Source organism: Alkalihalobacillus sp. AL-G, from assembly GCF_030643805.1.
Lineage (GTDB): Bacteria > Bacillota > Bacilli > Bacillales > Fictibacillaceae > Pseudalkalibacillus.
On record NZ_CP094656.1, the window covers coordinates 2,717,345 to 2,730,031 of the forward strand.

Annotated in this window: 15 protein-coding genes; 1 reads left to right on the top strand and 14 read right to left on the bottom strand. The window is 40.7% G+C overall.

Features of this window, described 5'->3' with window-relative positions; translation table 11 throughout:
* Positions 1-2: 2 nt before the first annotated feature.
* The 14 genes from MOJ78_RS13950 to rpsU form a co-directional block, all read right to left on the bottom strand.
* Entirely contained in the window at positions 3-152 is a 150-nt protein-coding gene (locus tag MOJ78_RS13950) for a YqzL family protein (protein ID WP_304977946.1), read from the bottom strand.
* A gap of 355 nt (positions 153-507) precedes the next feature.
* Positions 508-1,416 (bottom strand): GTPase Era, encoded by a 909-nt coding sequence (era, locus tag MOJ78_RS13955; protein ID WP_304977947.1) that lies wholly within the window; start codon positions 1,414-1,416, stop codon positions 508-510.
* On the bottom strand, positions 1,409-1,807 hold the full coding sequence (locus tag MOJ78_RS13960) for a cytidine deaminase (RefSeq protein ID WP_304977948.1): 399 nt from the start codon (positions 1,805-1,807) through the stop codon (positions 1,409-1,411). The genes era and MOJ78_RS13960 overlap by 8 nt, the downstream gene beginning before the upstream one ends.
* Before the next feature lie 10 nt (positions 1,808-1,817).
* Positions 1,818-2,180 carry a diacylglycerol kinase family protein gene (locus MOJ78_RS13965; protein ID WP_304977949.1) on the bottom strand — a complete coding sequence of 121 codons (363 nt, stop codon included), beginning with the start codon at positions 2,178-2,180 and terminating at the stop codon, positions 1,818-1,820.
* Positions 2,177-2,650 (bottom strand): rRNA maturation RNase YbeY, encoded by a 474-nt coding sequence (gene ybeY / locus MOJ78_RS13970; protein WP_304977950.1) that lies wholly within the window; start codon positions 2,648-2,650, stop codon positions 2,177-2,179. The genes MOJ78_RS13965 and ybeY overlap by 4 nt, the downstream gene beginning before the upstream one ends.
* A complete protein-coding gene (locus MOJ78_RS13975; RefSeq protein WP_304977951.1) occupies positions 2,647-4,860 on the bottom strand; it encodes an HD family phosphohydrolase in 2,214 nt (737 codons plus the stop codon). The genes ybeY and MOJ78_RS13975 overlap by 4 nt, the downstream gene beginning before the upstream one ends.
* A gap of 267 nt (positions 4,861-5,127) precedes the next feature.
* Positions 5,128-6,093, bottom strand: a complete 966-nt coding sequence (locus MOJ78_RS13980) for a PhoH family protein (RefSeq protein ID WP_370529722.1) — start codon at positions 6,091-6,093, stop codon at positions 5,128-5,130.
* Positions 6,094-6,099: 6 nt separating this feature from the next.
* The gene (yqfD, locus tag MOJ78_RS13985) at positions 6,100-7,287 is read right to left on the bottom strand and encodes a sporulation protein YqfD (RefSeq protein WP_304977952.1); all 1,188 of its coding nucleotides are present in this window, start codon (positions 7,285-7,287) and stop codon (positions 6,100-6,102) included.
* A gap of 75 nt (positions 7,288-7,362) precedes the next feature.
* A complete protein-coding gene (gene yqfC, locus MOJ78_RS13990) occupies positions 7,363-7,644 on the bottom strand; it encodes a sporulation protein YqfC (protein WP_304977953.1) in 282 nt (93 codons plus the stop codon).
* Positions 7,645-7,863: 219 nt separating this feature from the next.
* Positions 7,864-8,319 (bottom strand): YqfB family membrane protein, encoded by a 456-nt coding sequence (locus MOJ78_RS13995; RefSeq protein WP_304977954.1) that lies wholly within the window; start codon positions 8,317-8,319, stop codon positions 7,864-7,866.
* The gene (floA, locus tag MOJ78_RS14000) at positions 8,319-9,329 is read right to left on the bottom strand and encodes a flotillin-like protein FloA (protein ID WP_304977955.1); all 1,011 of its coding nucleotides are present in this window, start codon (positions 9,327-9,329) and stop codon (positions 8,319-8,321) included. Before floA ends, MOJ78_RS13995 begins: the two co-directional genes overlap by 1 nt.
* Positions 9,330-9,400: 71 nt before the next feature.
* Positions 9,401-10,732, bottom strand: a complete 1,332-nt coding sequence (locus tag MOJ78_RS14005; protein WP_304977956.1) for an NfeD family protein — start codon at positions 10,730-10,732, stop codon at positions 9,401-9,403.
* 123 nt (positions 10,733-10,855) lie between these two features.
* Positions 10,856-11,299, bottom strand: a complete 444-nt coding sequence (locus MOJ78_RS14010) for a GatB/YqeY domain-containing protein (protein WP_304977957.1) — start codon at positions 11,297-11,299, stop codon at positions 10,856-10,858.
* A gap of 15 nt (positions 11,300-11,314) precedes the next feature.
* Complete coding sequence (gene rpsU, locus MOJ78_RS14015; protein ID WP_304977958.1) at positions 11,315-11,491, bottom strand: 30S ribosomal protein S21; 177 nt, start codon at positions 11,489-11,491, stop codon at positions 11,315-11,317.
* 178 nt (positions 11,492-11,669) lie between these two features.
* Between rpsU and MOJ78_RS14020 the strand changes: the two genes are divergently transcribed.
* Complete coding sequence (locus MOJ78_RS14020; protein WP_304977959.1) at positions 11,670-12,602, top strand: Na/Pi symporter; 933 nt, start codon at positions 11,670-11,672, stop codon at positions 12,600-12,602.
* Positions 12,603-12,687 lie beyond the last annotated feature (85 nt).

Consider the following 12,687-nt stretch of genomic DNA (forward strand, 5'->3'; position numbering starts at 1 on the left):
AATCAAAGCTCAGTTTCTACAAAATCGCCATTCCTTTCTTCGCCTTCCAACAGGTCGTTCGATACTTCAGTTTCATCTTCTAATTCTTTTAATATTAGGTACGTATCAATGTTCCCTGTTACACAAAACAGTTTCCAGGTAAAGTCCCTCATGGAAAATCTCCACCTTTCGAAGAAATTATAAGCAATCCTTATTATAATAGGTTGGCTTTGTTTGCTATTTTCATGTTATGGAATTTTTGACAATTCACGTTCATATATTACCTGACCTCTTGAACTTCCTCTTTAAATAATTTGTTCAAAAAGGAGGATCAAAAGAGCCGAATTTCTGAAGTTCAACTAAGTACGTTACGTCCTGTAACAACGTTGAACTGACTCACATCCTGTGAGCCCGAGGCACGACAGTCTCGAGGACCAGAACGTATGTGATTAATACGTGAGGACCGGTGAGACCGAGTAACGAAGAAATTCAACAGCTATTTTTACCGGACTTTTTGAACTTCCTCTTTTAATAATCCTCTTCACTGAAGCCGAAGTCCCTCAAATTAAACGGACGGTTCCGCCAGTCTTTCTGGACCTTGACCCATAATTCGAGGAACACCTTTGAACCGAGCAAATGCTCCATGTCCATTCTTGCTCGGGACCCGACCTCTTTCAACATCTTCCCTTGCTTCCCGATGATAATCCCTTTTTGTGAAGGTCTCTCGACAACGATCGTAGCTGTGATGTCCACGAGGTTTCCATCCTCACGTGGTACCATTTGATCAATTACTACCGCAACAGAGTGAGGAACTTCCTCACGTGTCAAATGCAACACCTTTTCGCGGATCAACTCGGCAACAATAAACCGTTCAGGGTGATCTGTCACTTGGTCCTCAGGATAATATTTGGGACCTTCCTCTAAGTATTTTGTAATTTGCTCCATCATCGTCGAAACATTGTTCCCATTTAAAGCTGAAATCGGAATAACCTCGGTAAAATCCAACTTTTCACGGTATTGTTCAATCAGTGGAAGTAATTCCTCAGGGTGAACTTTATCGATTTTATTGATGATGAGGAAGATCGGCTGATCAATTTTTTCAAGTCGTTCGATAATGAACTGATCGCCACGACCATAGCCTTCTTCAGCATTGATTAAAAACAAGATGAGGTCGACTTCATTCAACGTATTCTGGGCAACCTTCGTCATAAAATCTCCAAGCTTATGCTTAGGTTTATGTATGCCAGGTGTATCGATAAAAACAATTTGGGAGTCATCCGTCGTGTATACACCATGAATTTTATTTCGCGTTGTTTGAGGCTTATCACTCATAATTGCAATCTTTTGTCCGAGTACCTGGTTGAGAAGCGTTGATTTCCCAACATTAGGGCGTCCAATTATTGAAACGAAGCCAGATTTAAATTTTGTCTCACTCATTGAGATCCTCCGGTGAAAAAGCTCCTGGTAATAGTTCATTTACGGTGAGCTCATAAATATCTCCATTAAGATTCGTTAATATGACAGGCATCGAAGACGGACAAAGCTCCGAAATCACCTGACGGCATGCCCCACATGGAGGTACCGGCCGCTTCGTATCCGCAACGACGGCTAATGCCTTGAAGGCTTTGTCCCCTTCAGAGTAGGCTTTAAATAAAGCAGTCCGCTCTGCACAGTTACAAAGGCTGTACGCAGCGTTTTCAATATTTGCACCACGATAGACTTTATCATCATCGGTTAACAATGCGGCACCGACCTGAAACTTTGAATACGGAACGTAGGCAAAGTTCCGAGCTTCGATTGCTTCTTTTATTAAATGTTCTTTATCCAAATTTTTCACCTCATGAAACGAATTTAATTATAGGTTCAGCAAATAGAAGGATTCCTATTATAACAGCAATAAGACTGAAAATAAAAACAGATGCGGCCGCGAAATCTTTCGCTTGCTTCGCAATTGGATGGTAATCATTCGTAACCAGGTCCACAGCTCTCTCGAGTCCTGAATTCAACAGCTCCAAACTCATGACAATCCCAATTGTAATCAATAGAAGTACCCATTTAACAATAGAAATTTGCAAGATAAATGCTAAAAATATTGTAGCGACGGCAAATACACAATGGATCCGAAAATTACGCTCCTTATTCCATCCCTCTTTTACACCTTCTATTGCACATTTAAAGCTGTCGGCGACTTGCCTAATCATGACCGAGTCAATCCAAAGGACCCCAAAATCGCTTCCTGCCTTTTGAACATTTCTTTCTCTTCATCCTCTTCCGTATGATCGTAGCCGAGCAAGTGAAGGAACCCGTGAACGACAAGGAAACCAAGCTCTCTCATAAATGAATGTCCATAATCGCCTGCTTGTTCCTTGGCCTTCTCAACAGATAAAATAATATCTCCTAGAATCCGTTGAGTAGGTGCACCAATAACTTGCACCTCTCCTTCAACCTGATCTTCCAGTGCAAATGAGATTACGTCTGTAGGTTGGTCGATTCCACGGTATTCAGCATTCACCTGTTGGATTTTTTCATTGTTTACAAATGTTACGGTTAATTCAGCATCTTGTCCTATTTGCTCCTCTTCTGCAGCATGCTGAAGAAGGGACTTGATGTTATCTTGGATTTGCTTATCGAGTTGTTCAGTTTCATCAAATAGATCAATTATTAGCATCATGCCTGGCTCACTTTCTTTTTCTGGATTTCTTCCGGGTACTCTATCCTTTGATGGAACATCCCTTGCAAAGTTTCGCAAATTGTTTTCGCAACTGTTTCTAGCTCCATTAACGTAATGGAACATTCATTGAACTGTCCATCCTTAAGGCGTTCTGCAATAATTTTTCGAACGAGTGATTCAATTTTGACAGGGGTTGGTTTTGACATTGATCGTACCGCTGCTTCTACTGCATCAGCAATACCAACGATCGCAGACTCCCGCGTCTGTGCTTTCGGTCCCGGATAACGAAAATCGGACTCTTCGATGTTTTTATCCGATTGCTGCAATGCCCGATGATAAAAATACTTTAAAAGCGTTGTCCCATGATGTTGCTCCGCAATCTCAATGATTTCCTTCGGTAAGTGATATTCCTTCAGCATTTCAGCTCCATCGTACGGATGTGCGATGATGATCGTTTTGCTTAGCTGCGGTGAAATTTTATCATGAGGATTCTCCATATTCATTTGATTCTCAATAAAAAAGTGTGGGCGTTTCGTTTTTCCGAGATCGTGATAGTAAGAACCGACACGAGCCAACAAGCCATTTGCACCAACTGCCTCACAGCCAGCCTCAGATAAGTTGGCGACAACCACGCTATGATGGTAGGTACCTGGTGTTTCCATCAATAGTTTGCGAAGCAGTGGATGGTTCGGATTAGATAGTTCAATCAGCTTCATCGAGGTTAGAATGCCAAACCCGGCTTCAAAAAATGGCAAAAGCCCAAGTGTCAAGACTGCTGCCAAAAAGCCAGATAACATCGCGAAGGCAACCTGTGAGCTAACATTCCAAAGATTGTATTGTCCATTGCTTAAAGCAAGGATGGCAAAGACAATAATTGCGTTTACAAGTGCTACCGAAATTCCCGTCTTTAAAATTTTCCCTTTTACATTTCTTTTTCCTAGAAAGACAACCCCAGCTAAAGAGCTGACAAGAATGTAAGTACCAAATGTGAAATTAAACGGGCTGGTTGTACTCTCATTAAATAATAAACTTCCACAAATAGCGAAGACGATACTTGAAATAATCGCTGTTTGTTCATTAATCAACATTTTTATCATCATTGTCCCAAGAGCTACGGGAACGATAAACATAATTCCGGGATAATAGCCGCCTAATAAGCTTGTAATTTTCATCAAAACGAGAGTGAGTGAAAACAATAACACATAAATGATCAGATCAGTATTTTCTCGGTCTTCTTCACCGTTCAGTTCTCTAAGAAAATAAATCAAAAACGCCGTCATAAGCAGAACGAGCGATCCGAGCCCTAAATAAGGATAGGGGGAAAAGTCATCATCCAGAAGACCTACCAACTCCAATTGATAGAGGACGTCTTTATTGATGAATTGCCCTTTCTTTACGATGATTTGTCCTTCTCTTATATAAACTGGCTCAACATTATTCGCTGCTTCTTCTTGAAGCTTTTTTGTTGCTTCTGCATCAAAAATGTAGTTGGATGTAATCGCACTGCTCGAAAGGTCGATAAGAGCGATTTTTAAATCGGCCGGCAGACTTGATGAAGTAATTAAAGGTTCTACTTCTTTCTTTTTTTCCTCGATTTGACTGACTTTAATATGCTGACTCATCACATTTTTGATTGCCGACATCGCAACCTCCATCGAGAAAGAGCGCTCTGATTCGGTAGCCTCTATGAGAGTCTGGATTGTCTGGTCACTGATTTCATTATCGATGAAATCAGGAATGGACTTACGGACAAAAACAATTTTTTCATCTATCGTTTTGGAAGGTGTTTTTTCTATGTTTTCAGTCGTCGGGTCATCACTTTCTGTTGTTTCTAAATTAGTTTCCGTTTCTGTTTGAGAGTGTTTTTCTTCTTCTGCTTGGAGTTCCTCGATTGTTGCAAACATATCTTCAACGGTAATGATCTGATTTAAAGCTTTATTATCATTTACCCGGTACTCATCTTCGATTGCTTCTGCAGCTTTTACCTTTTTTTCCTTTGTTTCTTTTTCATTGACGATTTCGATTGGTGATTGGATGTCTTCTTCTGCAAATGTATATAACTGAACATCAAGTTGATTTGGTATGACGTTACTGAGCATTGTAGCTATCATTGCGACAGCAAGACAGATATATAGTAAAAATCTGCTGATTTTACTGTTCTCTATTGCATTCCATTTCTTTTTTAACATTTGCCAATAGGTAAGGGACATACGACCACCCTCTCGAGTAAAGCTTTGTTCCTTATTTTAGCACGTATTTACAAGAAAAGGGACATCCAGTAACGGAAAAAAAAGAAAATAAAGAAAACTTGGCAAAGCCCAGCCTTAGCGCAGGCTGAGCCTTAGTTGCACTTGTACTAGGGACTTAAACTTTTCTACGACGTCGATTTGCACGCTAGTTGAAAAGTTATGTTTTCCTTACGTGTAAAAATAAGGGGGATGACAAGTTACCAAGTCAAACCCCTTCTCATATTCCATTCATTTATTATTTTGTTGTTCATATGCATTTATGATTTTTTGGACGAGCGGATGACGCACAACATCTGATTGTTCCATAAATACAAGTCGAATTCCTTTAATATCACTCAGGATTTTCTGGGCAATCTGAAGTCCGGATTCCTTTCCTTTAGGAAGGTCCACTTGTGTAATGTCACCTGTTATGATCATTTTTGAACCAAAGCCTAACCGGGTAAGAAACATTTTCATTTGTTCGGGTGTCGTATTTTGAGCCTCATCTAATAACACAAATGCTTCATCCAGCGTTCGACCACGCATATATGCGAGCGGAGCAATTTCGATTGTTCCACGATCGATCAGCCGTTCTGTATGTTCAACACCTAGCAGGTCATGGAGAGCATCATAAAGAGGACGTAAATAAGGATCGACTTTTTCTTTAAGGTCACCTGGTAAAAAACCAAGACTTTCCCCTGCCTCGACTGCAGGACGCGTAAGAATGATCTTCTTGATTGAACCTTCCTTCATTGCTTTCACTGCCATCACTACCGCTAAATACGTCTTCCCTGTACCCGCAGGTCCTATTCCAAAGACAAGATCATTTTTTTTGATCGCATTTATGTAGTAACGTTGGCCGAGTGTTTTAGCTCGAATCGGCTTTCCTTTTACGTTTGTCGTTATTTCTTCCTCATATAATTGATCAAGCTCGTCAAGGAGCCCTTGCTGTGCAAGCTGAATCGCATAGATTACATCACGTTCTGAAAGTGTCGCCCCTTTTCGCACCAGAGTCAAAAGAGAATTCAAAACTTCCTCCACAAGCTGGGCGGTTTCCTCATCTCCAGAGACAGCTACCCCTCCACCGCGAGTGACAATTTCTACCCCAAGTGTTTGTTCAATACTTTTTAAATGTGAATCATTGGGGCCAAATAACGTCATTCCTTCTGACGGATTTTCAATTTGTAAAGTTTTTATGTTTAAGCGCTCGGACAATATGGCTCAATCTCCTCCAACTATCGGTTGTTCTGTTGCAATGTTTTCAATTACTGTAAAGTGCATGGATACGTTTACTTTACCATTGTCTAAAGTGTGGTGCAAAATTTTTCCGCTTTTGATTTCAGCATCGTCATCCAATTTATTTTCGAGATCTTCTTTAGCCATTTCCTTTGCAATTGAAACCGCATCTGCTTCTGAGTAGCTTCTTGTTACTTTTTCTGCTTCTAGTATGTCTTTTTGAATATAATAAACAGGTAGTTCCCATTTGAGAAATCGAAATGTTTTTGTCTCAATTAATGGTTCGTATAATTTATATTCAATAGAATCAAACCCCCATATTGGAATCCTCCATCCGAAAAGGGAGACATAGTGCTTTGTAGTCCTCTCACCGGTGTACGTGTTATATTTCGAGGTCAGCGACACCGTCGTATCGGTTACATACCAAACCTCACCGTACACTTTACCTTTTGCAGCTACGGTTTTCGTATTCTTATCCTTTCCAATATACCCTGAAACTAATAAGTCTCCTTCATTTACTGTCTGATTGACCTCTACCTTGGGCTGTCCTTTTTCTACATACATTTTCGTAATGACTGCTTCTTTCTTAGCGACAAGATTTTGTGGACTGAGCGTCTCAACTTCCTCCGGTAATTCTTTTTCAACGACACGGAAATGAAATGTTGTCCCCTCTAACGTTACGCCTACCCAAGTGACCTCGTCCATTTTTTCAGTGACAAGATGCTGAACAGAGCGGACATCAGGTAACATGAACAACAGCTTTCCTTTTTCAATACCCAGTTCATCGATGATTTTACGTAAATGATGCTCTGTTTTCGGTTGTGCACCAGTAATTTGTATGTTCCAGACCATGTTGGATAATAGAAATACGATGACTAAAAATAAGCCGATCCCTAATACAAATCCACTTCTGGAAATAATTTGTTTCAGTAAAAAAGGGATTCCTTTCTTCTTTAAAACTTTAAATGTACACCCACTCTTTCTCAGGCCTGTTTTGATCCGTAATGCATCCTCTAAAAACATGTTCAATTCCAGTTCATTATCTTTTTTTCGCTTAATGTCCCACAGCTGGATGCCGTTATGAAGACAATAATTCAAAAACCGTTCAGCATGCTTTCCTTCAACCAGGATAATAACTGTTCCGTAGAGATACTTTGTCCAATTTTTCTTCATGGCTCCTCCCCTAAACCTGTTTATTTTCGAGTTTGAATAGTCAATGAAACACTAATAGAAGCTTAAACACCCTAATTAAATATCTATATACTGAACATCCAAGATTTTACCCTCTAATAATATTTCTTCTGGAAGAATCGTTTTTAAAACAAATTCATTTCCCTTTATGAGTAGTTCTCCTTGTTGAAGTCGTAAGCGGAGTTCTTCATTGGAAAATTGCAACACACCCCGATGATTTTCGATGTAAATGTGTAAATGGCCGATCATTGTTATTCTTGGTAAGTCCATGACGACGTCCGCAGGTAACTCTAAGGAACGGGTCATCCATCTTTTTAATTTATGTTTCAATCTCGCCATGGTCGAACCCCCTCTCAACTCATTTTTATGAACAAAAGGCTAAAACTATCACTCTAAACATTGTCATCTTACGAAAGTGTGAAGTTTCGTCAATTTTGTTCCACCTGTTCTCATTCAGGCACAAGCGACGACGAGAAGCTAGAAGTTCCAGTTGGATAGTAAATGCTTGGAATAAACCGCATAATAAAAAAGGAAGATCCGAGTGGACCTTCCTTTTTACTAATTTATATTTTTTTGATGCACACGAGTCAATGTGGAATGTGGTTTTTTTGAACGTGGGGGGCCGAGTACTTCCGACCATATGACCCCTTGAGCAACCCGATCAGGATCAGGGACCAGCTTACCACGCGCTTTTTGTGTCCTCTTCACATTAGGTTTTCGTACTCGCTTATTCGTGTCCTCCGATTCGAACTCGGAACGTTTCGCCTCAAAAGAATTCTGTCGGTTCCGATCCATGTTCATTTTTCGATCTGTGCGATTGAAAGAATCCTTTTCCTTATCAACCTCAACCTTTTCTGCCTCCATCATGACTTGTCTTTTTGGCTTAGGCTTTTGAGGATCTTGTTTCTCTTTAGCTCTATCAAGCTGCCGCTTGAAAAACTGAAATAAGCCCCCAAGAATCAATATAGCGAAAAAGAGATTGCTCATCACTAGATCAAAAATTGCTTCAAGCACTAGTATGTGCCTCCTCCACCAGAAGAATTATCGTCTTCGTCAGGGTTACTAGCTTTTCCAATCGATCCTCTCATATCAGTATCCGCTTTTATATTATGGTAGTTCATGTAATCCATGACACCGATATTTCCTGACCGGAGAGCTTCTGCCATTGCCAACGGAACTTCAGCCTCTGCTTCAACCACTTTTGCTCTCATTTCTTCAACACGAGCCTTCATTTCTTGCTCTTGTGCTACGGCCATTGCACGACGTTCTTCCGCCTTTGCTTGAGCGATTTTCTTATCCGCCTCAGCCTGTTCGGTCTGTAATTCTGCTCCAATGTTTTTACCGATATCAACATCGGCGATATCGATGGAGAGGATTTCAAAGGCAGTTCCGGCATCCAGTCCTTTTGTTAATACGGTTTGTGAAATCAAGTCCGGGTTTTCCAACACTTTTTTATGGTTGCCTGAAGAACCGATCGTACTGACGATTCCTTCACCAACTCGAGCGATTACCGTATCTTCACCGGCACCACCGACAAGACGTTCAATGTTTGCCCGAACTGTAATACGAGCTTTCGCTTTAACTTCAATCCCGTCCATCGCCACACCCGCAATAAACGGCGTTTCAATTACTTTCGGATTCACACTCATTTGTACGGCTTCTAAAACATCACGTCCAGCAAGATCGATCGCTGCAGAACGCTCAAAGCTTAATTCAATATTTGCTCGATGTGCAGCGATTAATGCATTGACGACTCTATCAACATTACCACCTGCAAGGTAATGGCTTTCAAGCTGATTAATACTAAGGTCAAGACCGGCTTTCACCGCTTTGATTAATGGATTTACCACTCTTGATGGAATTACACGTCTCAAACGCATTCCGATCAATGTGAAAATACTTATTCTGACACCTGCTGCTAGAGCTGAAATCCAAAGTGCAACGGGCACAAATGTAAATAGTACGATAAGTGCAATCAACACTGCACCTATAATTAGAATTAAAGATAATAAACCTGGATCCATAAGTAAATACCCCCTATATTTTTTTAATCGTTGTTCAAAAAGGAGCTTGAAGTCCTTTTGAGCATCCTCTTCTACTCTTTTAATTCTCTTACTACAATACGAGAACCTTCTGTTTTAATTATTTTAATGGTTTTGTTTGCGGATATGTATCCACCTTCCGTTACAACGTCATACCGTTCATCGTCGATCACTGCAGTCCCTGATGGACGTAACGGTGTAAGGGTAGTACCTGTTGCTCCAATCAGCTCCATTCTTGTTTCATTAGAAATGTAGCCCAGGTCCTTAGACGTTGTATCAAATAAGATCACTTTCCTTAATGGGCCATTATAACCAAAATGCTTTAAAAATAATACTGAAACAATAACCGTTGCTACTAATGCGATCAAGATTGATAACAAGATATTGGTTAAAGAACCACCAGCTAAAATGATCCCAGTCATAATGGCTACAACTCCTACAATACCAAGTATACCTCCAGGAGCAAATATCTCAACTACGATTAAGATGACACCTACCGCGAATAATATTAAGGACTCCCAGCCCGCAAGACCCGCAATCATATGTCCGAAAAAGAATAATAGCAACGAACCGAGACCCAGTGCTCCAGGAATTCCAAAACCAGGCGTATAAAGTTCAAGAACAAGCCCGATACTCCCGATTGAAAGCAATATAGGTACAACAACCGGATGAGTAACGAATCCCGCTATTTTCTCAGCTAAACTTTCCTCAATGTCATTAACCTGTGCATCAGGTATTCCTAAATATTTCAGTAGTTCATCACGGTCCGCTACGATTTTTTCAGCGTACCCAACTTCTAATGCCTGCTCAGCGGTTAACGTAAGTAGTTCTCCTTTTTCGACACCTAGATCCTCAAGGACGACATCCTCATCGGCCATCGCCTTTGCATAGATTGGGTCACGTTCATTCAACTTAGCCGATGCCGTCATCTCGGCAAGCCATGCTGACTGTGCCTTTTTGCCAGCAGCATTTCCCGCTGAATCGATCACTGCAGCAGAACCCATCGTGGTTGAAGGTTGCATGACAATTTGATCCGCATTCAAGGCAATATAAGCACCTGCAGAAAAAGCTTGCTTTGTCACAAACGCAATGACAGGAACATCTGATTCTCTTAAAATTTCAGCAATATTGCCTGCGGCGTCGACCCTACCTCCCGGTGTATCCAGCTCTAAAACAAGGAAATCCGCATGATTTTTCTCAGCGGTGTTCACAGCCCGTTTCAAAAAGCCCTCTAATCCTCTCTCAACGACATCGTGAACCGGTGCAACATAAACTACCGCTTTATCGCTTTCTGCATAGGAAGATTGAAATTGCAGAAGAAATGCCGGGAAGATAAACAATGTGATGAACAGTAACAGCTTTACCTTGTTGATTTTTCGACCCATACCCCCAAGTCCCCCTTTCTTTCCTACCCTATCTACGTATTTATGACCCCTTTGGTTTCATAATATGTAATTTATACATAAAAAATAAGGTTGACTGCATCGAGCCAACCTTACTTTAATGTATTACGATAAGTGCTTTTGAACTAATCGATTCACGAGTCCGCCATCCGCTTTCCCTTTTACTTTGGGCATGATGGCTCCCATGACTTTCCCCATATCCTGTTTAGAGGTGGCTCCAACTTGTTCAACTGTTGCTTTTACAAGCTTTTCAACCTCTTCATCGGATAACTGTTTTGGAAGATACTCATTGAGTACTTCAAGCTCTTGATGTAAGTTTGCGACTAGGTCATCACGACCTGCCTTTTCGAATTCCTGGAGGGAGTCTTTACGTTGTTTAACTTCACGTGAAAGAACTGTCAATTCCTCTTCCTCGTTCAATTCGTGTCCTAACTTGATCGACTCGTTTTGAAGAGAGGCCTTAACCATGCGAATGACCGTCAGTTTTTGTTTCTCTCTGTTTTTCATCGCTTGCTTCATATCTTGATTCAAACGGTCAAGAAGACTCAAATTGAACACCCTCTCTTAGAACTTACGCTTACGAGCTGCTTCAGACTTCTTCTTACGCTTGACGCTGGGCTTTTCGTAGTGCTTACGCTTACGTACCTCAGCCATTGTTCCTTCTTTAGAAACGTTACGCTTAAAGCGACGAAGTGCATCTTCTATAGATTCGTTCTTGCGAACACTTGTTCTAATAGACATTTATTTCCCTCCCTCCAAGCTCCTTCAAAAAAATAGAAAAGGAGCGAAAAACCATATCTTATAACATTATAATATATGCCCTTTTTTCTAGTCAACTTTATTTGGTAATAATCCATGCATTATTTGGTCATGCACTTACGAACTCGTCCATAAAATGAAATGAGGTGGTGATAATCGGATGACAGAAATCGTTTCATTATTTGGCGTCTATCTCATGATCTTTCTGTTTGGGATGACTGTCATGCGGCTAGGATTGAATACAGCATCGCAACACACATTTAAAAAAATGCTTCTAAAGTATACCAATACACCATGGAAAGGATTTCTCCTCGGTATTTTGATTACAGCCATCGTTCAAAGCAGCTCTGCTGTAATGGTCATTCTTGTAGGACTCGTCGCTGCAAATTTAATGTCATTTCGTCAATCCATCGGAATCATTTTAGGAACGAATATCGGGACGACGATTACAACAGAAATTATATCATTTGATTTGGATCAGCTCATTCTTCCGTTTGTTCTTGTTGGTGCGCTTTGTATTTTCATAAAAGGCAGAGCATTTTTTTGTACTGGTTGTGCAGTCTTCGGATTGGGCTGCATGTTTTTAGCAATGAACGGATTTGAATCCCTGGCAAATCCGATTACGAGTTTAAGCTGGATCCAGCACTTTCTTCAGATGACGAACAATCATATTTTTTACGGGTTAGGCCTTGGCACGGCAATGACAGCAATAATACAATCAAGTACAGCTACTACGGCAATTATCATGGCTTTAATGAATGAAAATATCCTATCCCTTTCATCCGGAATTACAATTTTGCTTGGTGCAAATATCGGAACGTGTGTAACGGCACTTCTTGCGTCAATCGGTACAATTCGAGAAGCCAAGTTTGTTGCAATGGCACACATTTGGGTGAATCTGTTCGGTGTCGCGTTTTTCTTGCCATTTCTGAATCTTTTCAGTGAACTAATAAACGTATTAACGTATTTACCAGATGTCCAAATTGCACATGCCAGCGTAATATTCAATGTAATATCATCACTGTTGTTATTGCCGTGTGCGGGTATATTAGCCTCGTTCATTACGAAGATCCATGGACGGAAAGTCGCTTGAGAAAAAATGAACGTCACTTTTTGTTATTAAATTAAAGCGATAAAGTGCCGGTCCCTTTTACCTGAAAGTAAGGAACCGGCACTTT

Excerpts from the sequence above, each read along its gene's own strand:
- era (WP_304977947.1), bottom strand. The coding sequence starts at position 1,416 with ATGAGTGAGACAAAATTTAAATCTGGCTTCGTTTCAATAATTGGACGC.
- MOJ78_RS14020 (WP_304977959.1), top strand. The coding sequence starts at position 11,670 with ATGACAGAAATCGTTTCATTATTTGGCGTCTATCTCATGATCTTTCTG.
- MOJ78_RS13965 (WP_304977949.1), bottom strand. The coding sequence starts at position 2,180 with ATGATTAGGCAAGTCGCCGACAGCTTTAAATGTGCAATAGAAGGTGTA.
- MOJ78_RS14005 (WP_304977956.1), bottom strand. The coding sequence starts at position 10,732 with ATGGGTCGAAAAATCAACAAGGTAAAGCTGTTACTGTTCATCACATTG.
- MOJ78_RS13950 (WP_304977946.1), bottom strand. The coding sequence starts at position 152 with ATGAGGGACTTTACCTGGAAACTGTTTTGTGTAACAGGGAACATTGAT.
- yqfC (WP_304977953.1), bottom strand. The coding sequence starts at position 7,644 with ATGGCGAGATTGAAACATAAATTAAAAAGATGGATGACCCGTTCCTTA.
- yqfD (WP_304977952.1), bottom strand. The coding sequence starts at position 7,287 with ATGAAGAAAAATTGGACAAAGTATCTCTACGGAACAGTTATTATCCTG.
- rpsU (WP_304977958.1), bottom strand. The coding sequence starts at position 11,491 with ATGTCTATTAGAACAAGTGTTCGCAAGAACGAATCTATAGAAGATGCA.
- ybeY (WP_304977950.1), bottom strand. The coding sequence starts at position 2,650 with ATGATGCTAATAATTGATCTATTTGATGAAACTGAACAACTCGATAAG.
- MOJ78_RS13975 (WP_304977951.1), bottom strand. The coding sequence starts at position 4,860 with ATGTCCCTTACCTATTGGCAAATGTTAAAAAAGAAATGGAATGCAATA.
- floA (WP_304977955.1), bottom strand. The coding sequence starts at position 9,329 with ATGGATCCAGGTTTATTATCTTTAATTCTAATTATAGGTGCAGTGTTG.